The following is a 24,385-nucleotide window of genomic DNA, read 5'->3' as shown; positions in this document are numbered from 1 at the left end:
GTACCGTAGGAGTTTCGGTTCGGTTCGGTCGTCTCCCTCCGCCGTCAGGGCACTACGGGGCGCTACGGGCGCACGGGGCCGGTGTCGTCGGAGAGCAGCCGGGACATCGCGGCGAGACCGGTACGGCCGTCGATGCGCAGCTTGCGGTAGGCGTGGGTGAGGTGCTTCTCGACGGCCCGCGAACTCACCTCCAGCCGCTCGGCGATGGCCTTGTTGGAGGCGCCGCGGGCGGCGAGGCCGGCGACCCGGCGCTCCGTACGGGTCAGTGCGGCCACCACGTCCGCGCGGGGGGATCCGGCGATGCCGTGCAGGGCCAGCCCGGCCCGTTCTGCCAGCCAGGGCGCGCCGCAGGCGAGGCCTTCCTCGCGGGCACGGGTCAGCCGGCGCTCGGCCTCGGTCGCCTCTCCCCGGGCGAGCAGGCGCCGGCCGAGGAGGAGCGCGGTCCGGGCCCGTTCGAGGGCGTTGGCCGTCCCCTCCAGGGTGTCCGCGGACTCCCTCAGCAGCCGGATGCCGCCCGCGCCCTCGGTGAGGGCGCCCTTGCCCCGCTGGGCGCGTCCGACGGGCACCGGGCTGCCCCAGCTCAGGGCGCGCGCGTACTCCTCGTCCATCAGGTCGTGGGCCCGGTCCAACCTGCCCGTCCGGTACTCCAGCGCGGCCGCCCACGAACGCCAGGGCGCCATGCCCGGGTTGCGCCAGTGGGCGTGCTCGGCGGTGCGGCCCCAGTCGAGGACGCAGTCCAGGGCGGCGGGGAGGTCCCCGCGCAGTGCGGCGGCCGCACCGTGGAGGAGCCGTCGCGGGGAGGGCCGGTGGCCGGGGACGGCTTCCTCCCGGGTCCCGGACAGCAGCCGTTCGCACAGCGCGGCGTCGCGGGCCTCCAGGGCGGTCAGTACGACGGCGGCAAGGGTCTGGAGCGTGGCCCAGTCGGTGACGTCCAGGGCGAGTGCCTCCGCGGCGTACGCCCGGGCCCCCGTCAGGTCGCCGCGGGCGAGGGCGAGCCGGGTGAGTTCCACGGCGATGACGGCGCGCGGCACGTCGGCGTTCTCCCTGCGGGCCCGGTCGTGGGCGGTGTGCAGCCAGGGGCCGATGGTGCCGAGGGAGTCGGAGGCGACCAGGACGTCGGTCAGCAGCGGCAGGGCCGTGTGCGCGTGGTCCGCGGCGGCGGGTTCGTGCTGGAGGAGCCGTTCGGCGAGCGGTACGGCCTCGGCGGCGGTGACCGTCTGGGCCATGGCGGCGCCGTGCAGCAGTACGGTGACCAGTTCGCGGTCGGCCGCGGTGTCCAGGCAGGGGCGGGGGCCCAGGGACCGCAGGCGGGGGCCGGAGCCGGCCGGCTCGAAGGGACCGGCCGGGGCGACGTGCCGCAGCCGTGCCTCCAGCCGTCGCGCGTACCGGCGGGCGGCGCCGGCGGGTTCCGCCGCCCCGTCCAGTTCGGCCGCCGTCCTGACGACGGTGTCGAGGGTGGCGGGTGGGCAGCCGTCGAGGAGGAACGGCGGGATCAGGCCCGCCACCCGGGCGCGCTGGTCCGCGTCCGGGAACAGGATCAGGGCTTGGGCGAAGTGCCGTAGGGCCACCCGGGGCGCGAAGTCCCGTTCGACGGTGGCCAGTTCCACCAGCAGCTCGGCCCGGTCCTGTCCTTCGGGCGGGCTGCCGAGCAGGGCGCGGCGCAGGTAGCGGGCCGCGGTGTCCGGGGCGGAGCGCCGCCGGGCCGCGCCCGCCGCGGCCCGCAGGACGTCGAGCTGCCAGTCCTCGTGGCAGGTGGCGGAGGCGGCGAGCAGCTGGGCGGCGGCCCGTTCCGCGGGGTGTCCTCCCAGGTGCAGCAGCAGGGCGGCGTGTACGCGGATGCTCTCGGCCTCGGCGGGTGTCATCGCCTCCTCGACGGCGTCGGCCACCACCGGGTGCACGAACCGGGGTACGGGGCCTTCGGCGAGCAGGCCGAGCCGGCGCAGTACCCGGACGGCTTCGGTCCGGCCGGTGTCGTCGAGGCCGGCGAGCCGGCCGGTCATCTCCTCGTCGGCGCCGTCGCCGAGCACGGCGAGGGCGGCGGCGAACTCCCGTACGGGCATGGGCTGGTCGCGCAGGACGACGGCGAACCTCTCGTGCAGGGCCACGGGCCGGGCCGCGTGGACGGCCCGTACGTCGTCCAGGGCCCCTTCTCCGGCACCGGCCAGTTCCTCGACGAGGGCGGCGAGCAGCAGCGGATGGCCCCCGGTCACCTCGTGGCAGGCCCGGGCGCAGGCCGGGTCGACGGGACGGCCCGTCAGGGCGCCGACCAGGTCCGCGGTGCCCTCGGGGGGCAGCGGGAGCAACCGCAGGACGCGGGAGGCCTGTTGGGTGAGCTGGTGGAGCTGCGGTCCGTCCTCGCCGGGGTCGCCCTCGCGCAGCGTGACGACCAGGGTGACGCGCAGCTCCGCCACGCGTCCGGCCAGCCGGGCGAGCCAGCGCAGGGAGGGGACGTCGGCCCATTGGAGGTCGTCGACCAGCATGAGCAGCGGTGTGTGCGCGCTGCGTTCGGCCAGCAGTGCGAGGAGCGCGGCGTCCTGCTCGGAGCCCGCCGAGGGGCCCGTGGTGTCGCCGGGCAGGGCGATGGCGGTGCCCGGCAGGACGGGGGTCAGCAGCTGGTCGAGCACCCCGAAGCCGAAGTCGCGTTCGAACACGGCTCCGCTGGCGGTGACGACGCGGATGCCGCGGCGTTCGGCGCGTTCGGGCAGTGCCCGCAGCAGGGCGGTCTTGCCGGTGCCCAGGCCGCCGGTGACGATCACCACCGAGCCGCCGCCGGAGCCGTGGTGCGTGGCGTCCATCGCGTCGGTGATCAGGTCGAGTTCCTTGTCCCGGTGGAACAGGGGCCTCGTCGTTCCGCCGCGTCCGTGTCCGCCTCCGTCTCGTGCTTCTTGTGCTTCGCGTGGGCGGGCCGGCCTCGTCATGGGGTCTCCCTCGGTGTGCGTTCCAGCGCCGCGGGCAGCTGGGGCCGTCCCCGGATGCCGAGTTTCCGGTAGGCCTTGGTCAGGTGGAGCTCCACCGTCCTGGGGGTGACGGCCAGTTCCTCGGCGATGGCCCGGTTGGCCCGGCCGGAAGCGGCGAGTGCCGCGACGCGCAGCTCGGCGCGGGTCAGCGGCCCCGCGCCGACGGCCGGCGGCCGCGCGGACGGGGTACGGGGCTCGGGTGCGCGGGGGGCCTCCGGTACCTGCGCCGGCGCGGGCGGGACCGGCGGCGGGCGCTCGCCGCTCCCGGGCCGTGGGGTCGCCTCCCGGGCGCTGCCGAGGAGGGAGTCGACGGTGAGGTGACCGGAGTACGGGGCCGTGCCGAGGGCGACCAGCGCCTGCCGGTACTGCCAGCCGGCGGGCCGGCCCGGGCCCGGGGATCCCGCCCGCGCGGGCCCGGGCCCCTCCCCCAGCGCCGCCGCCATGGCGGTGGGCGAACCCCACCGCAGGGCGCGCCGGCGCTCCTCCGCGACCAGGGCCACGGCCACCGGGTCCCCGGGCTCGCGGGTCCGCGCGGCGGCCGAACGCCACGGCAGCAGGGCCGGGTTCACGGCCTGCCGGGCGAGCAGCTGGCGCCCGCACTCCAGCAGGTCGGCGAACGCCTCCTCGCGCAGTCCGCCCGCGAGCCGGACCCGGCCGCGGGCGTACAGCAGGTAGGCCCAGGACAGCCCGCCTTCGGCGCCGGGCGGCAGCTCGGTCGCGAGGACCCGTTCGGCCGCCGGCCGCTCGCCCCTGCGCAGGTGCAGCAGGGCCCGCAGCGCGAGGGGTCCGGGTGCCATCAGCGGATGCCAGCAGCGGCTCGGCATGAGCTCCTCGCACCGGTCCAGGGCTTGCGCGGCGGCCGCGTCGCGGCCGACGCGCAGTTCGGCGAGGCAGGTGACGAGCAGGGCGAGGCCGGCGACCGCGGGGGCGTCGCGGTGTTCGGCACGCAGCAGGATCTCGTCGAGCGCGCGGCGTGCCTCCACGGTGTCCCCGGTGAGGACGAGTGCGTGGGCGGCCGCCGTGCGGACGGTGAGCGGGACGTGCTCACGGGCCTGCGGGGCCAGGGCGGCCCGGGCGAGGGAGCGGGCCCGGGTGATGTCCCGGCCGCGTTGCGCGGTGCGCCAGGCGGCGACGGCCGCCTCGGCGGAGCGTTCCGGTGTCGTCGGGCGGAGGTCGGGCAGGGGTGCGTCGCCCTCGTCGGCCGGGTCGGGCCGGATGTACTCGGTGATCCGGTGCAGGGCGCGCAGTCCGGAGTGTTCGGCGGTGCCCGGGCGGGCGTCGGCGGCGGCCCGGGCGATGCGGGAGCGGGGGGTGACGACGTCGCCGCGGGCCACGAGGAGTTCCGCGGCGCGCAGCCGGGCGCGGCCGGTCGCCTGGTCGGCGGTGGCCCCGGGCGAGGACCAGGAGCCGTCGCCGGTGGGGTGCAGGGCGCGGTACAGGTGGCGGCTCGCGGCCTCGGGCTCGGTGGGCAGGACGGCCGCGCCGAGGTCGGTGAGCAGCTGGACCCGCAGGGCGGGTGGTGCCGGTTCGCGCAGCGCCCGTTCGAGCAGCCGGGCGGCGCGGCCGGGCTGTCCGGTGGCCCGGCAGTCGGCGGCTTCGCGCTGGAGGGCCTCCACCGCCCAGGGGGCGCCGATCCGGCGGGCGTCCAGCAGCAGCCGGGCGAGCGTACGGTCGGGGAGGGCCGCGCGGTGGGCCCATTCGGCGGCCCGGGCGTGGAGTTCCTCGCGGTGTTCGCTGCCGAGGTCGGCGAGGACGGCCCGGGCCGCTGCGGGAGTCCGCAGGCCGGGCCGGGGTCCGGGGGCGAGCAGGCCGGCCCCGGACAGCAGGGCCAGTACGCGGGCGGTGCCGAGGGTGCGCGGGCCGGCCAGTGCGTCGATCAGGCCGGGTGTGCAGTCGGGTCCGGCGACGGCGATGGCGCGCAGGACGCCGAGGAGTTCCTCGGGCAGCAGGGTGAGGGTCCGTACGGTGCGCGTCCGTACGGCTTCGGCCGCGCTGTCGGCCAGCCGGCCGAGGTGGTCGGCGCCGGGGGTCCAGCCGTGCCGGAGGAACCGTCCGACGACGGAACGCAGCAGGGCCGGGCTGCCTTCGAGGTGCTGGACGGCGGCGGTGAGGAAGGCCTCGTCGACCGGGGCCCGCCAGGTCCGGGCGAGGAGCTCGCCGACGGCCCGGTCGGGCAGCGGGCCCAGGGCCAGCACGTGCCGGGCCACGGTGTCCTCGCCGGCCAGGGTGCAGGGCTCGATCCGGTCGTGCGCGGTGGCCGGTACCGCGCTGTTGCGGGACGTGAGGAGCATGAGCGGCGTCCCGGCGAGCCTGCGGGCCAGTGCCTGCAGCCGGCGCAGTGACGGCGCATCGGCCCACTGGACGTCGTCGACGACGAGCAGCAGGGGTCCGCTGCGGGCGGCCTCCAGGAAGACGGCGCACAGGTCCTCCGGCCGGCCGGCCGGGGCTGCGCCGGCCGGCCCGTCGCCCGCAGGTGTGGCGCTCTCGGGCGCGGTGGCGGGGCCGGCCGGGGTGCGTGCGGGGAGGAGCCGCGCGCGCAGCTGCGCGGCGACGCCGTGGGGCAGGCCGGTCTCCTCGGCCGTCGCCCGGGCCGCGGCCACCCGGACGCCCGCTGCTTCGGCGAGGGCGGTGGCGTGGTCCAGGAGGGAGCTGCGTCCGATGCCGGGCGGGCCGTGCACCTCGACGAGCGCCGGCCGGCCCTCCCGCAGGTCCTCCAGCAGGCCGCGCAGCAGCCCGGTCTCCGTGTCCCGTCCGACGAGCGCCGCGGGCTGTACGGGGGTGGCCGGCCGCGTCCGCCCGGCGGGCGGTGTACGGCGGGCGGGGGGTGTCCGGCGGGCCGGGTGCGTCGCTGTCGTCGTCCGCTCCATGGCTGTCCGTCCTCCAGGGGGTGTCGGGTCGGTCGGGGCTCCTCCCGGCTGCCGCCGGGGGCTGCGTGACGTCACCCGGGGACTCAGGGCGTGGCGGGCAGGCCGTCGGCCCGTCCGGGCGCGCCGGAGCGGCCCGCGAGGCCGCGCGGCAGGTCGGCGCGGCCGCGCACGTCGAGCTTCCGGTAGACGTTGGTCAGGTGCATCTCCACCGTGCGCGGGGTGATGAACAGGGTTTCCGCGATCTTCTTGTTGCTGTGGCCGCGCCCGGCCAGCGACGCGATCCGGCGTTCGCTGTGGGTGAGGGAGTCGAGGGGGACGGCGGCGAGCTGCGGCATCCGGCCCCCCGCGGTCACCAGGGCGTCGCGGGCGATGGCGGCGAGCACGTGGTAGCCGCAGCGGGTGGCGAGGCCGATGGCCCGGCGCAGGTGGCCGCGCGCGCTGCGGGCGTCCCCGAGGACGAGCAGTTCGCGGCCCAACTGGTATTGGGCCTTGGCGAGTTCCAGCCGGGCCGGGGAGTCGGCCAGCAGGTCGACGGCCTCGGCGAGCAGCGCCGTACGGCCGCGGCCTTCGACGACCGAGGCCTGCGCGACCAGGCCCAGGCCCAGGGCGCGCGGGGTGCCCCAGCTCCGGGCGCGTTCCTGGGCGGCAGCGACGAGGGCGGCGGCCTCGGCGCCCCGGCCGAGGCGGCCGAGGGTGGTGGCGGTGGGCAGCCACCAGGGGGCCAGCACCGGGTTGGCGATGCCGGCCTCCTGCTGGCTGCGGCCGCACTGGCGCCACGCGTCCAGTGCGCCTTCCAGATCGCCCAGTTCCCGCAGGATCCGGCCCCTCGTGTACAGGTGGTGGTGCCATTCCCAGACGCTCCGGTCCAGGTCGGGCGTGGCGCGTACGAGTTCGTCGAGGACGGTGGCGGCCTGCCGGGCCTCGCCCTGGGAGAGGAGTACGGAGGCCAGCGCGATCCGCGCGAACGGCGGGGCCCCGGAGGGTCCGACGACCTCGACGGCGGCCCAGGCGTCCCGGGCGGCGGCGGGTACGTCGCCGATGCCGTGCAGGATCAGGGACCTCCCTGCCAGCGCGGCGCGCCGGGGCCACAGCGGCGGGTGGGTCTCCGCCGGGGACAGGGCCTGGTCCAGTGCGGTCAGTGCTTCGTCGACGCAGTCGGCGAGGGCGAGGACGGCGGAGGAGCAGAACACCCCCCAGCCGGCGGTGCCGGGTTCGTCGGCGCGCAGGGCCTGCCGGGCGAGGGCGGCGGCCCGGCCGGCGGATCCGCCGTCGAGGGCGGCGAAGGCGCTGAGGGCGGCGAGCAGCCGGCGGTCGGCCGGGCTGTGTCCGCCCGGTACGGGCAGGGCGGCCGCCCGGGCGCGGGCGGAGGGCAGGGCGGTCCGGTCGTTCACCGCGCTGGCCAGCAGGGCCGATTCGACGGTGACGCGTACCTCGCGGTCGGCGGGCTCCTCGCCGGCGCCCGTCGCGGCGCGCAGGTCGTGCAGGACCCGCTCCAGTAATCGGAGCGCTTCGGGGGCCCTGGCGGTGCCGAGCGCCATCATGGCGTACTTCACGGCGACGGGGGCCCGTTCCCGGGGGCCGGGGGTCACGGCGAGGGCCTGGCGCAGGTGCCAGAGGGCGTGGGCGGGTGCGACGGCGGTACGGCTGGCCGCGCGGGCCAGTTCGACGTGCAGGTCCGCGCGCCGGGTGGCGGGGAGCCGGCGGCCCGGTCCGCGCAGCCAGCGGCCGGCGGCGCTGACGGTCGCGCGGGTCGGGGCTTCGGCGAGGGCGTCGCGCAGTACCGCGAACATCCACGGTTCGTCGATCCGGTCCAGCTGGGCGAGCTGCGCGGCGACCTCGGCCGCGGGATGCCCGGCATCGCTGAGGACCCGGGCGGCCCGGACCCGCAGCCGCTGCAGTTCGGGGCCGTCGAGGGCGGCGAGGACGGCCGTACGGATGCCCTCGCGCATCCGCGGCGGGGAGCCGGGCGGTACGGCCTCGATGTGGCGCAGCCAGCTCAGGGCGGACTCCACGCGCCGGCCGCTCAGCCCGCTGAGCGCGGCGAGCGGGTCGGCGTCGGCGCGGCCGAGCACGGCGAGGGCGGTGGCGACCTGCCGGGCGGGGCGGGGTCCGGCGGCGAGGAACTCGGGGACCAGGGCGGTCAGTACGGTCTGGTGGAGGGAGCTGAGCTGGTGCAGGGCGTCGGCGCCGGGCGGGATGCCCACGGTGCGCAGGGCGCGCAGCAGCCGGTCGAGCAGCAGCGGGTTGCCGCCGGTGATCTCCGCGCAGTGCCGGACGAACGGCTGGTCGGCCGGGGCGCCGAAGATCCGGGTGACCATGCGCTGGGTGCCGCCTTCGTCCAGCGGGCCGAGTTCCAGCAGGGCGCAGCGGTCCTGGGCGAGGATCTCGGTGAGCACCCGGGTGCCGGGGCCCGGGGCGCCGGTGCGCTGGGCGAGGACGACGAGCAGGGGCCGGCCGGCGGAGCGGCGCAGGATGAAGTCGACGCAGCGCAGGGAAGTTTCGTCGCACCACTGGGCGTCGTCGACGACCAGTGCGGTGGGGCCGCCGGCGAGGAGGTCCAGGGTGCGCCGGTGGAAGCGGTGCCGGTCGCCGTGCGTATCGCGCGGCCCGGGCGGTGGTCCGAGGAGGGTGTCGACCGCTCGGACCATGGACGTACCCTCGGGGAGACCGGTGGCACGCCGTACGGCCGTGCCCTCGGCCGCCAGTCGCTCGCCCGCGACGGCCAGCAGGTGGCTCCTGCCGATCCCGGCCGGCCCCCTGACGAGGACGGCGCGCGCGGCGCCCGCCCGGGCGTCGGCGGCGTGGCGCAGCAGGGCGTCGAGTTCGGCTGTGTGGACGTCCAGGCTCCGGGTCGGGCCGTGGGCCCCGACAGTGCCTCCGGTGACCGCCACAGTATTTCCCTCTTCTTCCGTGAAAGCACTCCTGGCGCCCGGTGCACCAAACGCCGCAATCCTCCCCGTGAAACGAGAGCGTAAGCGACACCAAGGAGGAAGTCGGGGCAGATCCAACGGATTTGAGCCAGAAGACGCACATCCTTGGCCAAGCCCCGCGGCGCACTTCGGCCCGACCGTCCGGAAAGCGCACCCCCATTTCGGCCGTTCCCTTCCGCCGAATTCCCGTACTCCCCGAGAAACAGCGGGAGTATCGTCACTGCGGGCCGTCCGGTGGGCCGATATCCGGCCATCAATTCCCCGCATATCCGCTGCGCTACCGTGTCGGGACAGCCGTCCACCGAAGCCGACAGACCGGAGCGCCCGTGCAGTCCCCCCTGGAGCTCGCCGGTCCGCCGCCGGGCTGGACCTCCTCGGCCTGGCCGGCGGTGCGGCCCCGGCCGGCCGACGGCTCCGCGGATCTGTGGCTGCTCCAGGTCCCCGACGCCGGGCCGCGTTCCGTGGCCCTGGACCGGTCACCGCTGGACGAGGCGGAACGCGCCCGGGCCGCCGGCTTCGTCCAGCCCGTCGACCGGGACCGGTACACGGCCGCGCACCTCGCGCTGCGCCGGGTGCTGTCCGCCTACCGGGGTGTCTCCCCGGCGGCGCTGAGGTTCCGGCGCGAGCCCTGCCCGTGCTGCGGCGCGCCGCACGGCCGGCCCGCCCTGGCCGGGCCCGGTGCGCCGGACTTCTCGCTGTCCCACAGCGGTGACCTGGTGCTGATCGCGGTGGCCGGGCGGCCCGTCGGCGTCGATGTGGAGGGGGTCCCGTCGCCGGACAGGGTGACCACCGTCGGCGAGGCGCTGCACCCGGCCGAGCGGCGGCAGCTTCGCGGCGCGCCGGCGTCCGCGCGCCCCGCGGTCTTCGCCCGGCTGTGGGCGCGCAAGGAGGCGTACCTGAAGGGCCTCGGCACCGGTCTCGGCCGCAGCCCGGACCTGGACTACCTCGGCGACCCCGCCCCCGGTGCCCCTGCCCGCCCGCCCGGCTGGACGGTGCGGGACCTGCCGGTCGGACCGCGGCACGCGGCGGCCCTGGCCCTCGAATTGCCACCGCTCGCCGGCCCCGGCCTCACGCTCCACACCCATTTCCTCGCGGCACCGGACTGGAGCGCCGCCGCCGCGACACCGGCCGATTCCTGACCGGAGCGCGCGGGTTCATCCGTACGGGACGTGTTTCGCGCCGGAGCGGCGTCCCGCGGCAAACTCCACAAGACCTCTGTTGCACCGGGGAGCCCTGACTCCGAAATCCCCCGGAGCGGCGGCAATTCCCCGCGCTGAAGGCCGGTCTCCGGCGGTCACCCGACGTGCGCGGCGATGGCCCGCGCGCACTCCATCGCCTCCGCGCGGGCGGTGTCCACCTCCAGGTCGTAGGTCACGCCCTGGTGAACCGTTTCCGCCTGGGACGCGGCCATCCCGACGGTCCGGTCGCCCCGTGCGACCTCACGGCCCGCGGCCACGACCGCCTCACACCTGACGCCGACCCACAGCACCTGCAGTTCGCCCAGGGCGCTCCGCCAGCGCTGCTGTGAGGACGCTCCGCCGAGGAAGACCTCGTCGACGATGACCCGTGCGCCCGCACGGGCCATCGCGGCGACCCCCTCGATCCACGCCGCCTCCAGTGTCCGGAACTCGGGGCCGACGGTCACCTCCCCGTCGGCCGCGAACCCGATCCCGCCGTCCGACACCTGCATGGACGCCGGCATCGCCTCGACCAGCGTGTCCGTCCCGAGGGCGAGCCACGGATCCGGCAGCACGGCCTGCAGACACCGGACGATCCCGGATTTCCCCGAGCTGGAACCACCGTTGACCACGATCACCTGAGTCTTCACCGCGCCACCGTAGAGGCACCACGGCACCCCTCGAAACGTATTTCTCCCGCCCTGGATCTCCATGGCGGCGCCTCCCCCGCGTGGGGGAGGCGGATCATGCCCCGGTCTGATCCCTGCGCGCCACAGGTCCACCACAGTGGCCCCATGGCAATCAGCGGGACGGGGAACCGTTCATGACGATGTGGCTCATGTCGTTGCCGGCGTTCGTGTGTCTGCTGGCCGTCTTCGCCCTGGTGGAGAGTGCGTGGCGGTGGTTCACGGGGCTGGGCTTGATCCCGTGGGTGCGCAGGCGCACGGGGCGGTCGTTGTCGAGCATCGCCTTCGACGAGTTCACGGCGACGGTGAACGGGAACAAGACGGCGGAGCTGGAGCAGCGGCGGGTGGAGCTGCTGCGGCGGGACGACGAGAGCGACGGTGCGCCGCCCCGCTCCAGCATCGACCTGGCCAACGGGGCCGCGTTCATCGTGGTGCCGCGCAAGGCGGGCGGGCCGCGAGCCGATGCGCGACCTACGCCGCCCGCCCGCGCATCGTCCGCCAGGTGACCGTGACCCCGGCCGCGACCGCCGCCAGCAGGGTGCCGGTGACCGCCGTCGCGACCGCCGCGGTGTCCAGGTGCAGGCCCACGTCGGCCGAGGTGGCCTGGGAGAGGCCGGAGGCCATGCCGGCCAGCGGGGGCAGCGTCACCAGGACACCGAGGGCGGCTCCGACGACGACCACCACCGCGCTCTCCCCGGCCGCGAGGAGCAGCAGTTGGCGTACGGTGCCGCCCGCGGACTTCATCACCGCGAGGTCGCGGCGGCGGCCGTGCGCGGCCATGGCGGTGCTGTTGACGACGGCGATCGCGCTGTAGCCGACCGCGATGACGATGAGCATGGTGGCCAGGCTGTCGGTGAGCCTGGCGTCGGTGTCGTAGTCCGCCAGGGCGTACTGCGCGGCGTCGTGCAGGGCGGTGCCCGGGACGGCCGCGGACGCCTCGGCGCCGGCCGGGACGAAGATGTCGTCGGTGAGGGCGGCCGGGTCGTGGGCGCGGACCAGGTCGCGCGGGACCACGAAGTCGCCGCGTTCCGGGTCGTCGGGCAGGACCGCGCCGATCCGCAGGGCGACGCTCTCGCCGTCGGCGAACCGGACCGGGACGCTCTGGCCCTGCCGCACGCCCAGGGCCCTGGCGGTCCGTTCGCCGAGTACGGCCTCGCCCGGCTTGTTCCACCGCTGGTCGCGGGTGCCCAGGACGTCCAGGACGGTCGGCTCGCCGCCCTCGGTGACGAAGGCGCGGGTCGGCAGGGCGGCCTTGCCCACCGGGTTGGCGGCGACGGCCTCGTCGGTGTTTCCGGGGATGCCGGCCGGGGTGACGATCGTCTGGCCGGCGGTCTTGAGGGCCTCGCCCGCCGGGTAGGCCACCCGCATCGTCTCCACGATGCCGCTGAGCAGGACCGCGAAGCCCACGGCGGCGATCACGGGGGCCACCAGGGAGGCCGTGCGGTGGGAGTTCGCGACGAGTTCGGCCCGGATCAGGACCGGTGCGGCCGAGCCGTGCCGTTGGAACGGGGCGGTCAGGGCGCGCCCGACGGGGCCCACGAGGACGGGGGTCAGCAGGGCCGCCGCGACGATGAGGCTGAGGGTGGCGAGGATCGCCGTGTTGATCCGGTCGTCGGCGCCGGTGGTGGCGGTGGCGACGGCGAGGACGGCACCGGTACCGAGGGCGGCCAGGCCCGCGATCCGACGGCCGCGCCCCATGCCCTTGTCGACGGACCCGCTGTCGAGCAGGGCCTCGATCGGGGCGACCCGTGCGGCCTTGCGTCCGGCGGCCCAGGCGCCGATGACGCTGACGCCGGCGCCGATCGCGGAGGCCGTGAGCAGCGGCCAGGCGGCGACGGTGATCTCCAGGTCCGGCGGGACCACGTCCAGGCCGCGCAGGACGCCGCGCAGCAGTGGGGTGGCGGCGACACCGGCCAGGCAGCCGGCGATCGATCCCAGGACGCCGACCACGGCGGCCTCGCCGAGGATCATGCGACGGATCTGCTCGGGTGAGGCACCGATGGTGCGCAGCAGGCCGATCTCGCGGCGGCGCATCCCGGTCGCCAGGACCAGCATGGAGGCGACGACGAAGACCGTGGTGAACAGGCCGAGGACCGCCATGGCGCTGATGAGCTGGATACCGAGGAAGCGTTTGTGCTCGATGTACGCGGGCTGGAGTGCGGAGCGTCCGTCGCCGGAGACCACGGTGCCCTTGCCGCCGAGGACCTTCCGGGCGCCGGAGGCGATCGCGGTGGCGGAGGCGCCCTCGTCGGCGATCAGGGCGACGGCGCGGACACCGGGCTGCTGGCGGGCGGCGAAGGCCTCGCTGAAGTAGTAGCCGGGGCCGTCCACGGTGCCGACGACGGTGAACCGCTCCCGGCCGGCGGTGATGTTGACGGTGAGCTCGCTGCCCGGGGCGACGCCCAGGGCGCGGTCGACCACGACCTCGCGGTCGCCGCCGGGGGCCCGGCCGGAGACCAGTTCGTAGGGGGCCGTCCGGACACTGTCCCAGCCGTGGCCGGCTTCGAGGGCGCCCTCGTCGGCGACGGGCTCGCCGCCGACGACCGCCTGGGCGTAGAAGGAGCGGTCCACCACGGCGGCGGCCACGCCGGGGAGTGCGTCGAGTCCGGCCAGGAGGGGTGCGGCCTCGGCCCGGCTCCACGGGATGCGGTCCGCGGGGCTGCCGTCCGCGTCGACGGCCTGTCCGGGCAGGGCCAGGGCGGCGGTGCCGGCGTACCGGGGCTGGACGGTGGGGCGGGTGGAGTCGTGGATGACGAGGGTGGTGGTGATGAGGGCCACGCCGGCCAGGACGGCGATGAAGGCCCCGAGGAACGCGGACCAGCGTTCGCGGACGTTCGCGAGGATCAGCATCACGCCTCCAGCCGGGTCATGCGGGCGGCGATCTCGGCGGCGTCGCCGCCGTCGGGTGTCCGGCCCAGCGGGACGCGGTCGGCGATCCGGCCGTCCTTGAGGAAGACGACGACGTCGGCGACGGCCGCCGCGACCGGGTCGTGGGTGACCATCAGGGTGGTCTGGCCCTCCTGGTCGACGAGCATCCGCATCATGCGCAGCACCTCGCGGGAGGTGACGGTGTCCAGGGCGCCGGTGGGTTCGTCCGCGAAGAGCACGTCGGGGCGGGTGACCAGGGCGCGGGCGAGGGCGACGCGCTGCTGCTGGCCGCCGGAGAGCTCGCTGGGGCGGTGTCCGGCGCGGTCGGCCAGACCGACCGCGGCGAGCGCGTCGGCGACCTGCTCGCGGCCGACCCGGCGGCCGGCGAACCGGGACGGCAGCTCCACGTTCTGGGCCGCCGTCAGCGACTCGACGAGGTTGAAGGCCTGGAAGACGAATCCGACGTGGTCACGGCGCAGCCGGGTCCGTTCCTTCTCGCTCTGCCGGCCGATGTCGACGCCCGCGAGGACGATCCGCCCGTCGGTCGGCCGGTCCAGTCCGGCCGCGCACTGCAGCAGGGTGGACTTCCCGGAGCCGGAGGGGCCCATGATGGCGGTGAAGGTGCCGCGCGGGAAGCCGATGGAGACGCCGTCCAGCGCGGTCACGGCACGGTCGTCGCAGCCGTGGACCTTGCGTACGGCCTGGAGTTCGACCGCGTCCTGTACCGCGGCCCGCAGCGGTGTCTGCCTCGTTGTCGTCATGGGTCGATTCCACGGCACGAGGGGTGGGCCCGGCACTGGTCCGCTCTCTACTCCTGAGGTAGAGGCAGCTCTACCGCGCGGGCCCGGAGGGCCGGTTGCGGTGGGGCCCATGCGTCCCACGACGGCCTGGCAGGCCATGGCTCAGCGGCCCTTGAGCTTCCTCACGTCGAGCTGGCCGTGGCGGTCCCTGGCCTATCTGACGGGGGGTGTCGTGGTCGGCGCGGCGGCCGTCCTGGTCTTCGCCGCCGGTCTGGCGGCGGGGCTCGCGCTGCTGGTGGTGCTGATCGGTGTCGCGCCGCTGGTGGGGCTGGTGCTGGCCTCCACGGTGGTGGCCTCGGTGGAACGCCGGCGGCTGCGGCTGGTGGACCTCGACCACCTGCCCGATCCGCACGGCCGCCCGGACGCGCCCGGCCCCAAGTCCTGGGTGGCCACCCGGCTGAAGGAGCCGGTGACCTGGCGCGAGCTGCTGTTCACGCTCGTCTCGGCGGCCGCCCTGTGGTGGCTGGACCTGCTGGTCCTGGGCTTCTCGTTCGGGCTGCCGGCCGTGACCTTCGCCTCGCTGGACGGCGAGACCTGGCCCTGGACGGTCTTCGGCGCTCTCGTGCTGCTCGCCTCCCCCTACACGGTGACCTCGTGGGCGGGGGCGCGGGCCGCCATGGCCCGCACCTTCCTCGCCCCGCGCGACCGGGAACTGGGGGCGGAGCTGCGGGAGGTGCGCGCCTCCCAGTCCCGTCTGCTGGACTCCTTCGACGCCGAGCGGGTGCGGATCGAACGCGATCTGCACGACGGGGCGCAGCAGCGGCTGGTCTCCTTGGGGCTGACCCTCGCGATGCTGCGGCTGGACACCCCGGAGGGCACCCCCCAGTCCGAGCTGCTCACCCAGGCGGAGGGCCAGCTCTCCAGTGCCCACCAGGAGTTGCGGGCCCTGATCCGGGGTCTGAATCCGCCGGTGCTGGCCGATCACGGGCTGGTCGCGGCGGTCGAGGACTACGCGGGGCGGTTCCCGATCCCGGTCACGGTGGACCTGCGGCTGCCGGAGCGGCTGCCCAGGAAGCTGGAGACGACCATGTACTACGTGATCAACGAGGCCATGACGAACATCGCCCGGCACAGCGGGGCCACGACGGCGGCGGTCCGCGGTCGCTACCATGCGGATCTGTTGATCTTCGACATCACGGACGACGGCCGCGGCGGTGTCGATCCGGGGGCGGGCAGCGGGGTGACCGGGCTCGCCGACCGGGTCAGGGCGCTCGACGGCCGGATGCGGGTGTCGAGCCCGGTGGGTGGTCCCACCCTGCTGCATGTGGAGGTTCCGTGTCGCTTCGCCTGATCGTGGCGGAAGACGCCGTGCTGTTGCGCGAAGGCCTGGTCGGGCTGCTGCAACGGGTCGGCCACGAGGTGGTGGCGGCGGTCGGGGACGCCGACGCCCTGGTCACGGCCGTACGCGGGCACCGGCCGGACCTGATCGTCACCGATGTGCGGATGCCGCCGTCGATGGGCGACGACGGCCTGCGGGCGGCGGTGGGCCTGCGCGAGGAGTTCCCCGGGCTGCCCGTGCTCGTCCTCAGCCAGTACGTGGAACGCTCCTACGCGCTGGGCCTGCTGGACTCCGGCGGCGGCGCCGGGGTGGGCTACCTGCTCAAGGAACGGGTGAGCGCCGTAGCCGATTTCACGGCGGCGATCGAGCGGGTCGCCGCCGGCGGGACGGTGGTGGACCCGGAGGTCATCCACCAGCTCGTACGGCTGCGTCCGGACCCCTTGGAGCGGCTCAGTCCCCGGGAGCGCGAAGTGCTCGGCCTCGTGGCGCAGGGCCGTACCAACGCCGGTCTGGCCGCGCACCTGTTCATCAGCGAGGCGGCGGTGAACAAGCACATCGGCAACATCTTCGCCAAGCTGGACCTGCCCGTCGACACCGACGGCCACCGGCGGGTCCTGGCGGTCCTGGCCTTCCTGCGGGCCTGACGCCCCGCGCCTACGCGGTGCGGGGCGCGGGGAAGGTGAGCCGGGTCGCGGGGTCGGCGGCGGGGAGGCCGATGGGGCTGGCGCCGTCGTGGTCGTGCGTGACGTCCGTGAGGGGCCGGGTGTGCTCGGCCGCGCGGGCCATCCACGGCCAGATCCGGAAGGGGGTGCCGGGTACCTCCGGCGCGGCGGACCCGCTCCCGCTGATCCAGGTCGTGAGGGTGAACCGGTGGTCGGCGAACCTCCCGCTGGGGCAGGTCGACGGGACGACCTCGTGGAAGGCGCTCGACGGGAAGAACGCGATGGTGTCGTGCTCGGGTTCGACGGTGCGGTAGGTCTCCGCCGGCCGGGCCTCGCCCTCGTGGAGCAGGGTGTCGTACAGCCGCAGTTGACCGCCTTCGAAGCCGCGGGGCTTGTGGTGGAGGTAGTACACGGCCGACAGGGCGGTGCCGACGTCGCGGACGCGTGAGGCGTCGGTGTGGATGCCGTAGTGGCCGCCCTCGCCGTGCGCCGTCAGGACCGTCAGGGTCTGTGTCAGCGCGGCCTGGTGGCCGAGGACCTCCTGGACGAGCGGCAGGCAGTCGGCGAGGTGCCCGCTGAAGACGGAGCTGGTCACGGGGAGGACGAGGGAGCTGCGGCCCTTGTGGGAGATCTGGCCCGACAGGGGGTCCAGGACCGTTCCCGCGTTGAAGTCGCTCTGCCGGGAGACCACGTACGACAGCAGGCTCGCGGCGCGCTGCGCACCGAGGAAGTTCTCGAAGCGGCAGACCGGCACCGGTATCACCGCAGAGGTGGACCACCGGTCGGTGGGAGGCAGGTGCCGGGTGCTGATTTCCGTCGGCGTGGCCGGTTCCTTCGCGTATCCGCTCATGGCCCGGAACCTAAGCGGAGCCGCCGGTGCCGTCGAAGGGGCACATGGGGGCGCACGGGGGTACGCCGTCGGGCGTCCGGCACCGCCTTCGGCTTCGCCTGTCCCGGGCCGGGGACGGGATCCCGGGCCCGGGGTTCAGCGGGGGCGCCTCAGCCGGCGGGTCGGGCGTCCCGGCCGGCGGGGACGGCCGGGAGCGGCCGCCAGTTCACGGGTACATCGCGCATGACCAGGGCGCAGTCCAGGACCGCGCTCCCCGGCGGGAAGCGGTCCGGGTCCTCGAAGAAGGACGAGGTGGCGGAGCGGACCCGGCCGGCTTCCACGTGCCAGGCGTCCGTGTGCAGTTGCATGCCGTCCAGCCGGCTGCCGGAGCTGGTCTGCGAGTAGCCCTTCGCTCCTTCCTGGAAGAAGCGGGAGGCCTCGGCGAGACCGGAGAACAGCTCGCTGCCCTTCAGCTCGTCGCAGGGTTCGACGGTGACGTCCACCCGGGTGTCGCCGTCCCGCGTGGCGAAGGCGACCCGCACCCGGTCGGGCGTCTCGTGCACCTCGAAGTCGGCGCGGCCGTGCTCGCCGGGGAAGACGCGGCCCCCGGCCAGGACGTTGACCAGCGACGCGGAGTCGCGGCGCGGGATGTAGACGCCGGTCTCGACGCCGTCCGGGCCGTCCCATTCGACGGAGATCCGGTGCGCCGCGTTCTCGCTCCGCAGCCCGAACGCCTTGGGCGCCCAGGCCGGCCGGACACTGCCCAGTCGCAGCAGGCAGATGCCCGCGACCGCGTGGCCGTGCACCAGTTGGGGGCGCAGCGGGCCGGGGAGCAGGCGTGCCGCGACCTCCGGTGCGACCCGGTAGTTCACCAGGAGCCGTCGTTCGACGACGCTCGACAGGCGTGGCTGGATCATGATCCCTCGCTCTGCGCCCCGGGGCGCCACTTGGTGTGCCGCAGGACGATCTGCTCGGGGCAGACGGCGCTGAGGAACCGGCCGACGCAGGTCGCGAGGCGTTCCTCGGCCAGGGTGTAGAGGATCCGGTTGCCGTCCCGGCGCTCGGTGACCAGTCCGGCTCCCTTGAGCACGCCGAGGTGCCGCGAGATGGAGGGGCCGCTGATCGAGAACCTGCTCGCGATCTCGCCCGCCGCGAGCTCGCCGCCGCGGAGGTCCTCGAGGATCTGACGCCTCGTCGGATCGGCGAGTGCCCGGAAGGCTCCGGCCTCGTCCTGAGTTCCTGTCATGTTAGATATTTAGCACATGAGCTAAATATCTACGAGGGGTGTCCGCCGATAGGCGCCGGGCGCCGAGCCGTGCGTGCGCTTGAAGGCGTTGGCGAAGGCGAACTCGGAGGTGTAGCCCACCTGGGCGGCGATCGTCCTGAGCGGCGCGTCGGAGGCCCGCAGCAGGCGTGCCGCCGTGGACATCCGCCACCAGGTCAGGTAGCGCAGCGGCGGCTGGCCGGTCAGCAGGGCGAAGCGCCTGGCGAACGGCGCCCGGGAGAGCCCCGCTTCCGCGGCGAGCTTCGCCACGGTCCACGGCGCGGCCGGAGCGCGGTGGATGGCGTGGAGGGCCGCGGTGACCACGGGGTCGTTGAGCGCCGCGGACCAGCCGGTGGCATCACCCCGCGCGGGCTGTCCGTCGAACCAGATGCGCAGGACGTAGAGGAGGAGCGTGTCCAGCAGCGCGGGGACGAGCGCGTCCGCGCCCAGGCGCGGGTTGCCCACCTCGGCGGCGAGGAGCCGCACCGCCGCGTGCAGTTCGGCGGGGCGGCCGGCGTGGGCGGGCAGGTGGATCAGGTCCGGCAGGGTCAGCAGCAGCGGATGGGTACGGGACGGGTCGAGCTGGTACGCGCCGCAGAGCACCACGGTGACGGGGCCGCCGCCCCCGCTCCGGTCGACGCTGTCCGACGCGTACGGCGCGTACGGCCGGGCGCCGTCGGGGCCGCAGGCGGGGGCCGTCACGGGGGTACCCGGGTCGTCGGCCAGGGTGTGCCCCGCCCCGTGGGGCAGGAACACCACGTCGCCCGCGCCCAGGCGGACGGGTTCCGCGTCCCGGGGCAGCAGCCAGCAGGACCCCTCCAGGACGATCTGGAATCCCGCCGATCCCGGCACGGACACGAATTCCTGTCCCCACGGGGCATGCCAGCGCACGTGCGCCGACCGGGGCCGGCCGGTCCGGGTCACCGCGATCACGTCGCTGAGTACGTCCATGCCGCGAGCGTACGCGGGCGAGACGCAGACGTATGAACAGGGCGCTCTGGCGCATGGATCGTCTCCACTGCCGGCCCTAGATTTCAGGGCATGGAGATCACACAGATGAAGGCGGCGCGTTTCCACGAGTACGGCGGCCCGTCCGTCATCCGTCACGAAGACGTTCCGCTCCCCCGGCCCGCCTCCGGCGAGGTGCTCGTCCGGGTCGCCGCGACCTCGTTCAACCCCACCGAAGCCGCCCTGCGCTCCGGGCAGGCGCAGCGGTTCTTCCCCTTGGAGCTGCCCTACACCCTCGGCTGGGACGTCGCCGGCACGGTCGCCGGGACCGGCCCGGGGACGGAGGGGTTCACTGTCGGCGACCGGGTGGTCGCCCGGCTGGACGGCGGCGGCGCGGCCGCCGAGTACGTACGGGCACCCGCCGCCCTGCTGGTCCCGGCGCCGGCCTCCGTACCGCTGGCGCACGCCGCGGCCCTTCCCGTGGCCGGTCTGACCGCGTGGCAGGCGGTGTTCGAGCACGGGAAGGTGGCCGCCGGACAGCGGGTGCTGGTCAACGGCGCGGGCGGAGGCGTCGGCGGATTCGTGACGCAGCTCGCGAAGTACGCCGGAGCCCAGGTGATCGCCACGGCCGGCGCCCGGAGCGCCGACGCGGTCCGGCGACAGGGGGCGGACCAGGTGGTCGACTACACCGCCACGCCGCTGGACACGGCGCTCGACGGCCCGGTGGACACCCTGCTCAACCTGGTCCCGCTCAGCCCGCCCGACGCCGCGGCCCTGGTGCCCCTGGTGCGGCCGGGCGGACGGATCGTCTCGATCGCGACCCCGGTCGAGCCGCCTCCCGGCAGCGGGGTCACGGCGACGCACATGGTCGCCCGCAACGACGTGGCGCACCTGACGGCGCTCGTGGAACTCCTCGACGCGGGCACGCTCACCCTCGACATCAGCGGGTCGCACCCGCTGGCCGGCCTCGCGCACGTCCACCACCTCAGCGAGACCGGCCGCATCCGGGGCAAGGTCGTCCTCGTCCCCTGATCCCGGGGCGGGCCGTCAGGCGCCGTTCGCGGAGAAGTGCTGGTAGTCCGGCGGGGACCACTCTCCGCCCCAGGACCAGCCGACCTCCTCGAAAGCCCTGGTCACGACGTCCCCCGGGCGGATCACCCCGGGGCCGGACCGGTCCCGGTCGAGGTGGGCCCGCCCGTCCGGGGGGTGGATCACTCCGTAGCGGTCGACGTAGGGGTTCTCGACGGGGTTGATGTCCACCGCGTCACCCCAGGCGTGCCGCGACTGCCGGCGCGGGTCGCCGGTGACCTGACGGCAGTTGAAGGCGGAGGTGTTGTCGTGGGCCATGGCGCGCGCGTCGCTGCCGCCGTACTCGGCCGTGACGCGCATCCGGCGGATCGGGAAGCGGGCCTCGAAGGCCTCCGCGAAGACGTGGAGCAGCGGGTCGACCGCGTCGCGGTGGACGATCAGCTCGCCCTGGTGGACCTTGCCGTCGAAGCCCCAGTGGTTCATCCGGACCAGCCGGAGCAGTCCGGCGGGTACGGGGCAGCCCGGCCCGTGCCCCGCGCCCAGCTTCCCGGCCGGAACGGCCGAAACCCGGACGGCAAGCTCGGCCGTCAGGTCCCCGGGCACCGCCCGGAACACCGGTGCGGATGCCTCCGGCACTGCGCAGGACGACATGGACACGCAGAGCGCGGCGCTGAGGGCCACGGCTGCGAGGCGGTAGCGCACCCATCCACCGTAGATCCGCCCGCCCGGACCGGCGCGGCGGAACGGACGGCGGCCGGGCTACCCGGCAGTCCGGGCCATCCGGGCGAGTGCGGAGCGCAGGGCGGTGTCGAACCCGTCGGGGCGCTCCTGGTGCGGCATGTGGGCGGCGCCGGCGATGACCGTGACCCCGGCGCCGGGGGTGCGGGCCGCGCAGGTCCGGGCCACCTCCGGCGGGATCGCGGTGTCCAGCTCGCCGTGGAGGTAGTGGATCGGCACCCGCAGCTCCGGCAGTGCGGGGCGCTGGTCGTAGCCGTCGGCGGTGGCCTGGTGCTCGTCGATGTGGACCCCGGAGTCCAGGATCTGACGGACCGTCCGGTCGACGAGAGCGGGCGCGGTGCCCGGCGCGTACCATCCCGGCACCCAGCCGGCGACCGTACCGGCCCGGTCGCGGCGCAGAGCGGCCACCAGTTCCGCCTGGGCCCGGGGCCGCGTCGACGGCCAGTACCCGGGCGCACCCACCGGAACCACTCCCGCGATCAACTCGGGCCGTGACAGGCCCAGTTCGGTGGCGAAGGTCCCGCCGATCGACGAGCCGACGACCACCGGCCGGTCCAGCCGCAGCGCGCCGATCAGCTCCACCAGGTCCCCGACCACCCCGGCGGTGGTGTTGCCCCGCACGGGGCGGGCCGAACGTCCGCAGCCCCGCCAGTCGACCGTGACGACCCGGTGGTCCCGGGTGAACCCGGGCAGCTGGGCGCCCCAGGTCCGGCCGCTGGTGCCCCAGCCGTGCAGGAGGAGCAGCGCGGGGCCGGTCCCCTCGTCCTCGTAGTGGAGCGTGGTGCCGTTGACGTCCAGGCTGGGCATGGTTCTTCTCCGCTTCGTGGTGCGTGATGTGCCCCCAGCCAACCCTGATCGCCTCCGCCGGCCAAGGGGCGATCCGCGCCTACACTGATCGCGATCGGTGATCAATGCTGATCGCCCGTGCACAGGGAGACCGGGGGCCATGGAGCTGCGTCAGCTGCGCTACTTCGTCACCGTGGCGGAGGAACTGCACTTCGGCCGCGCCGCCGAGCGGCTGCACATCGTGCAGTCCGCGGTCAGCCAGCAGCTCCGCCGGCTCGAACGCGAGCTGGGTGCCGAGCTGTTCACCCGCACCACCCGCGTCGTCCGCCTCACCGAGGCCGGCAACCTGCTCCTCCCGTACGCCAGGGAGGTCCTCGCCCTCACGGCACGCGCCCGGCAGGACATCGACGGACTGCGCACCGAACAAGCGGCGACGGTGCGCCTCGGCACCAGCTCCGGGCTGGGCGCCCGGCTGGACGCCGTACTCACCGCGTACGGCCGGCGCACCGGACACGCCCGGCTGGAACTCGTCACCGGCAGCACCGCGGAACGTCTGGCCCAGGTGCGGTCCGGCGACCTCGACGGCGCGCTGCTGCGGGGTGAACGGACCGACCCCGGGCTGGAGTTCCTGCCCCTGTGGCAGGACGCGCTGGTGGTGGCACTGCCGGCCGGGCACCAGCTCGCCGCGTCGCGGACCGTCGCGCTGGCCCGGCTGGCGGAGCTGCCGCTGCGGCTCTGCACCCGCTCCCGCAACCCCGCGCTCCACGACCTGGTGATGCGTTCCTGCCGGACCGCCGGCTACACGCCCGTCCCCGGCCCGGAGTTCACCAACGACCAGGACACCCTTGCCGCCATCGGCCACGGCGCACCCTCCTGGACGGTCTTCTACGCCCCGCAGGCCGATCAGCTCCCCGTGCCCGGAGTGGCGTTCCGCCCGCTGAGCGACCCGACGCCCGCCCTGCGGACCTGTCTCGCGGTCCGCCCCGGTCCGCCCCGGGCCGCGCTCCGCACCCTCATCGAGGCCTGCTACGAGGCGGCCGGGCCGCAGGACGACGCCGGGAGGGCCCGTGACATCCTGTGACCGTGCTCCTGAGTGATCCCGCAAGCAGCGTCGAGCTCCTCCCGCTCCGCTACCAGTTCTCCCAGGCCGGCAGCGACCCGTACGACGACAACTGGCTGGTCAGGAGGCGGCCGGAGCGGTGATCCGCCTCCACCTGTTCTTGGAGGCGGCACCTCCGTGGCAGCAGGGCGACGACGCACCGGAGATCCACCAGTACGCCGTGCGGGTGCGGCTGGACAGAGCCGCACTCCTGCACGCCGCCGACCAGTGGGATCTCGCACTGGCCCCCTTCCCGCCCCGCTGATCCGGGTCGCAACCGCGCTGTGGTGGGGCGCGTCAGCTCGTCAGGGTGGCGGTGTAGCCGGCCCTGGCGATCGCTTCGGTGATCCGCTCGGCCGGGACGGGCCGGTCGAGGTGGACGACGGTGCGCTCGGTGCGCAGGTCGGTGGCGCGGAGGCCGACCTGGACGGCGGCGCAGGAGGCCCCGCCGGCGAACAGGCCGGTGAGGAAGAACGTGGTGGTGGACAGTCTGCCGCGCCGGCGACGACGCGAGTTTGACGACAGGCCCTGGACGGCGAGCGTGAGGGTCGCGGCGGCCCGTGCAGACGGCAGGTCTGCGCGGAACCCGTTTGACGCCCGGGATGCCGGTCATACGCGTGAAGTCCGGCGGCCCGGGCCGATCCCGCCCGGCTCACGGAGGAGACCAGGAGGAGGAGAAAGGACATGACGAACCTGTCACGCCTGCCGGGGCGTGCCGAGCACCTCTGGCAGTGGCAATCGCGGGCGGCCTGCCGGGGGCAGGGACCCGAGCGGTTCTTCCACCCCGAGGGTGAACGCGGCGACGACCGCGCCGCCCGTGACCGCGCGGCGAAGCGGGTCTGCGAGGAATGCCCGGTCCGCGCCCAGTGCCTGCGGCACGCCCTGCGCGTACGGGAGCCGTACGGCGTATGGGGCGGCCTGACCGAGCAGGAACGCCAGGCGCTCACCACCGCCTGAGCGCCACGGCCGCGAGCGGGGGCCTTGGGCCCCGCCCGGGGCGGTCGTCAGGCCTCGGGTTCCGCCGCCGCGATGGACGCGAGGGGTGAACCCGGGTCCCGTTCGACCTCCAGGTCACCCAGGGTGACGATGCCGACGAGCCCGCCGTCCTCGCCCACCACGGGCAGCCGCCGGAGCGCGTGCCGCCGCATGACGTCGACGGCCTGGTCCACCTGGTCATCGGGCCCGACCGTGACCGGCTCGGTGCTGCACACCGCCCGTACCGTCGTCTCGGCGGGGTCCCGGTCCTCCGCGAGCGCCCGGACGACGATGTCGCGGTCCGTGACGATGCCTCGCAGCCGGCCCTCTTCGACGACCAGTACGTCCCCGATGCCGGCGTCCCGCATCACCCGGGCGGCCTCGGACAGTGACGTCAGCTGCTCGACGGTCACCGGATTCCGGGTCATCACCTCGTGCACTCGACGGGTCATGGATCCTCCCGCTGCTGGAACCGGCCCCTGCGCGGGGC

21 protein-coding genes are annotated in these 24,385 nt (G+C 75.3%); 8 read left to right on the top strand and 13 right to left on the bottom strand.

Annotation, left to right across the window (positions count from 1 at the left end):
- Positions 1 to 62: 62 nt before the first annotated feature.
- From OOK31_RS17070 to OOK31_RS17060, 3 genes are all read right to left on the bottom strand, one after another.
- Positions 63 to 2,918, bottom strand: a complete 2,856-nt coding sequence (locus tag OOK31_RS17070) for a LuxR family transcriptional regulator (RefSeq protein WP_267088091.1) — start codon at positions 2,916 to 2,918, stop codon at positions 63 to 65.
- A complete protein-coding gene (locus OOK31_RS17065; protein ID WP_267088090.1) occupies positions 2,915 to 5,824 on the bottom strand; it encodes a LuxR family transcriptional regulator in 2,910 nt (969 codons plus the stop codon). The genes OOK31_RS17070 and OOK31_RS17065 overlap by 4 nt, the downstream gene beginning before the upstream one ends.
- Positions 5,825 to 5,907: 83 nt before the next feature.
- Positions 5,908 to 8,715 carry a LuxR family transcriptional regulator gene (locus tag OOK31_RS17060; RefSeq protein WP_267088089.1) on the bottom strand — a complete coding sequence of 936 codons (2,808 nt, stop codon included), beginning with the start codon at positions 8,713 to 8,715 and terminating at the stop codon, positions 5,908 to 5,910.
- A gap of 365 nt (positions 8,716 to 9,080) precedes the next feature.
- Here OOK31_RS17060 and OOK31_RS17055 point away from each other — a divergent pair, with 365 nt between their 5' ends.
- Positions 9,081 to 9,893, top strand: coding sequence for a 4'-phosphopantetheinyl transferase superfamily protein (locus OOK31_RS17055; RefSeq protein WP_267088088.1), 813 nt, complete (start codon positions 9,081 to 9,083; stop codon positions 9,891 to 9,893).
- A gap of 155 nt (positions 9,894 to 10,048) precedes the next feature.
- Here OOK31_RS17055 and cpt read toward each other — a convergent pair whose 3' ends face one another.
- Positions 10,049 to 10,582, bottom strand: coding sequence for a chloramphenicol phosphotransferase CPT (gene cpt, locus OOK31_RS17050; RefSeq protein WP_267088087.1), 534 nt, complete (start codon positions 10,580 to 10,582; stop codon positions 10,049 to 10,051).
- A 173-nt stretch (positions 10,583 to 10,755) separates the two neighbouring features.
- Between cpt and OOK31_RS17045 the strand changes: the two genes are divergently transcribed.
- A complete protein-coding gene (locus OOK31_RS17045) occupies positions 10,756 to 11,124 on the top strand; it encodes a DUF6191 domain-containing protein (RefSeq protein ID WP_267088086.1) in 369 nt (122 codons plus the stop codon).
- On the opposite strand, the gene OOK31_RS17040 is transcribed toward OOK31_RS17045, so the two are convergent.
- Together OOK31_RS17040 and OOK31_RS17035 are read right to left on the bottom strand one after the other, a co-directional pair.
- Positions 11,090 to 13,468 carry an ABC transporter permease gene (locus OOK31_RS17040; RefSeq protein WP_267088085.1) on the bottom strand — a complete coding sequence of 793 codons (2,379 nt, stop codon included), beginning with the start codon at positions 13,466 to 13,468 and terminating at the stop codon, positions 11,090 to 11,092. The two genes, OOK31_RS17045 and OOK31_RS17040, sit on opposite strands and share 35 nt — an antisense overlap.
- Complete coding sequence (locus OOK31_RS17035; RefSeq protein WP_267088084.1) at positions 13,468 to 14,247, bottom strand: ABC transporter ATP-binding protein; 780 nt, start codon at positions 14,245 to 14,247, stop codon at positions 13,468 to 13,470. Before OOK31_RS17035 ends, OOK31_RS17040 begins: the two co-directional genes overlap by 1 nt.
- A 109-nt stretch (positions 14,248 to 14,356) precedes the next feature.
- On the opposite strand from OOK31_RS17035, the gene OOK31_RS17030 reads away from it, so the two are divergent.
- Positions 14,357 to 15,577, top strand: a complete 1,221-nt coding sequence (locus OOK31_RS17030; RefSeq protein WP_267088083.1) for a sensor histidine kinase — start codon at positions 14,357 to 14,359, stop codon at positions 15,575 to 15,577.
- On the top strand, positions 15,562 to 16,209 hold the full coding sequence (locus OOK31_RS17025) for a response regulator transcription factor (RefSeq protein ID WP_267088082.1): 648 nt from the start codon (positions 15,562 to 15,564) through the stop codon (positions 16,207 to 16,209). The genes OOK31_RS17030 and OOK31_RS17025 overlap by 16 nt, the downstream gene beginning before the upstream one ends.
- A gap of 10 nt (positions 16,210 to 16,219) precedes the next feature.
- Here OOK31_RS17025 and OOK31_RS17020 read toward each other — a convergent pair whose 3' ends face one another.
- From OOK31_RS17020 to OOK31_RS17005, 4 genes are all read right to left on the bottom strand, one after another.
- The gene (locus OOK31_RS17020; RefSeq protein ID WP_267088081.1) at positions 16,220 to 17,077 is read right to left on the bottom strand and encodes a 2OG-Fe(II) oxygenase; all 858 of its coding nucleotides are present in this window, start codon (positions 17,075 to 17,077) and stop codon (positions 16,220 to 16,222) included.
- Positions 17,078 to 17,226: 149 nt separating this feature from the next.
- Complete coding sequence (locus OOK31_RS17015) at positions 17,227 to 17,973, bottom strand: DUF2071 domain-containing protein (RefSeq protein ID WP_267088080.1); 747 nt, start codon at positions 17,971 to 17,973, stop codon at positions 17,227 to 17,229.
- The gene (locus OOK31_RS17010; protein ID WP_267088079.1) at positions 17,970 to 18,302 is read right to left on the bottom strand and encodes a metalloregulator ArsR/SmtB family transcription factor; all 333 of its coding nucleotides are present in this window, start codon (positions 18,300 to 18,302) and stop codon (positions 17,970 to 17,972) included. The genes OOK31_RS17015 and OOK31_RS17010 overlap by 4 nt, the downstream gene beginning before the upstream one ends.
- A 21-nt stretch (positions 18,303 to 18,323) precedes the next feature.
- Complete coding sequence (locus OOK31_RS17005; RefSeq protein ID WP_267088078.1) at positions 18,324 to 19,271, bottom strand: AraC family transcriptional regulator; 948 nt, start codon at positions 19,269 to 19,271, stop codon at positions 18,324 to 18,326.
- A 90-nt stretch (positions 19,272 to 19,361) separates the two neighbouring features.
- Between OOK31_RS17005 and OOK31_RS17000 the strand changes: the two genes are divergently transcribed.
- Positions 19,362 to 20,300 carry an NADP-dependent oxidoreductase gene (locus OOK31_RS17000; protein ID WP_267088077.1) on the top strand — a complete coding sequence of 313 codons (939 nt, stop codon included), beginning with the start codon at positions 19,362 to 19,364 and terminating at the stop codon, positions 20,298 to 20,300.
- 15 nt (positions 20,301 to 20,315) lie between these two features.
- Here OOK31_RS17000 and OOK31_RS16995 read toward each other — a convergent pair whose 3' ends face one another.
- Together OOK31_RS16995 and OOK31_RS16990 are read right to left on the bottom strand one after the other, a co-directional pair.
- Positions 20,316 to 20,999 carry a M15 family metallopeptidase gene (locus OOK31_RS16995; protein WP_267088076.1) on the bottom strand — a complete coding sequence of 228 codons (684 nt, stop codon included), beginning with the start codon at positions 20,997 to 20,999 and terminating at the stop codon, positions 20,316 to 20,318.
- 57 nt (positions 21,000 to 21,056) lie between these two features.
- A complete protein-coding gene (locus OOK31_RS16990) occupies positions 21,057 to 21,842 on the bottom strand; it encodes an alpha/beta fold hydrolase (protein ID WP_267088075.1) in 786 nt (261 codons plus the stop codon).
- Positions 21,843 to 21,981: 139 nt separating this feature from the next.
- On the opposite strand from OOK31_RS16990, the gene OOK31_RS16985 reads away from it, so the two are divergent.
- The 3 genes from OOK31_RS16985 (at position 21,982) to OOK31_RS16975 (ending at position 23,877) form a co-directional block, all read left to right on the top strand.
- Entirely contained in the window at positions 21,982 to 22,902 is a 921-nt protein-coding gene (locus OOK31_RS16985) for a LysR family transcriptional regulator (RefSeq protein WP_267088074.1), read from the top strand.
- A 118-nt stretch (positions 22,903 to 23,020) separates the two neighbouring features.
- A complete protein-coding gene (locus tag OOK31_RS16980) occupies positions 23,021 to 23,185 on the top strand; it encodes a hypothetical protein (protein ID WP_267088073.1) in 165 nt (54 codons plus the stop codon).
- A 419-nt stretch (positions 23,186 to 23,604) separates the two neighbouring features.
- A complete protein-coding gene (locus OOK31_RS16975) occupies positions 23,605 to 23,877 on the top strand; it encodes a WhiB family transcriptional regulator (protein WP_267088072.1) in 273 nt (90 codons plus the stop codon).
- A gap of 47 nt (positions 23,878 to 23,924) precedes the next feature.
- On the opposite strand, the gene OOK31_RS16970 is transcribed toward OOK31_RS16975, so the two are convergent.
- Entirely contained in the window at positions 23,925 to 24,347 is a 423-nt protein-coding gene (locus tag OOK31_RS16970) for a CBS domain-containing protein (RefSeq protein WP_267088071.1), read from the bottom strand.
- Positions 24,348 to 24,385 lie beyond the last annotated feature (38 nt).

This window comes from Streptomyces sp. NBC_00249 (assembly GCF_026342355.1).
GTDB lineage: Bacteria > Actinomycetota > Actinomycetes > Streptomycetales > Streptomycetaceae > Streptomyces.
The sequence above is the reverse complement of the archived record's forward strand: the minus strand, read 5'-3'. Positions and strand labels throughout refer to the sequence as shown.

What these genes read in the sequence shown, in the direction of transcription:
- OOK31_RS16985 (WP_267088074.1), top strand. Translation starts at nt 21,982, where the DNA reads ATGGAGCTGCGTCAGCTGCGCTACTTCGTCACCGTGGCGGAGGAACTG.
- OOK31_RS17035 (WP_267088084.1), bottom strand. Translation starts at nt 14,247, where the DNA reads ATGACGACAACGAGGCAGACACCGCTGCGGGCCGCGGTACAGGACGCG.
- OOK31_RS17000 (WP_267088077.1), top strand. Translation starts at nt 19,362, where the DNA reads ATGGAGATCACACAGATGAAGGCGGCGCGTTTCCACGAGTACGGCGGC.
- OOK31_RS17070 (WP_267088091.1), bottom strand. Translation starts at nt 2,918, where the DNA reads ATGACGAGGCCGGCCCGCCCACGCGAAGCACAAGAAGCACGAGACGGA.
- OOK31_RS16990 (WP_267088075.1), bottom strand. Translation starts at nt 21,842, where the DNA reads ATGCCCAGCCTGGACGTCAACGGCACCACGCTCCACTACGAGGACGAG.
- OOK31_RS17040 (WP_267088085.1), bottom strand. Translation starts at nt 13,468, where the DNA reads ATGCTGATCCTCGCGAACGTCCGCGAACGCTGGTCCGCGTTCCTCGGG.
- OOK31_RS17010 (WP_267088079.1), bottom strand. Translation starts at nt 18,302, where the DNA reads ATGACAGGAACTCAGGACGAGGCCGGAGCCTTCCGGGCACTCGCCGAT.
- OOK31_RS17015 (WP_267088080.1), bottom strand. Translation starts at nt 17,973, where the DNA reads ATGATCCAGCCACGCCTGTCGAGCGTCGTCGAACGACGGCTCCTGGTG.
- OOK31_RS17030 (WP_267088083.1), top strand. Translation starts at nt 14,357, where the DNA reads ATGCGTCCCACGACGGCCTGGCAGGCCATGGCTCAGCGGCCCTTGAGC.
- OOK31_RS17005 (WP_267088078.1), bottom strand. Translation starts at nt 19,271, where the DNA reads ATGGACGTACTCAGCGACGTGATCGCGGTGACCCGGACCGGCCGGCCC.
- OOK31_RS16975 (WP_267088072.1), top strand. Translation starts at nt 23,605, where the DNA reads ATGACGAACCTGTCACGCCTGCCGGGGCGTGCCGAGCACCTCTGGCAG.
- OOK31_RS17045 (WP_267088086.1), top strand. Translation starts at nt 10,756, where the DNA reads ATGACGATGTGGCTCATGTCGTTGCCGGCGTTCGTGTGTCTGCTGGCC.
- OOK31_RS16970 (WP_267088071.1), bottom strand. Translation starts at nt 24,347, where the DNA reads ATGACCCGTCGAGTGCACGAGGTGATGACCCGGAATCCGGTGACCGTC.
- OOK31_RS17020 (WP_267088081.1), bottom strand. Translation starts at nt 17,077, where the DNA reads ATGAGCGGATACGCGAAGGAACCGGCCACGCCGACGGAAATCAGCACC.
- OOK31_RS17065 (WP_267088090.1), bottom strand. Translation starts at nt 5,824, where the DNA reads ATGGAGCGGACGACGACAGCGACGCACCCGGCCCGCCGGACACCCCCC.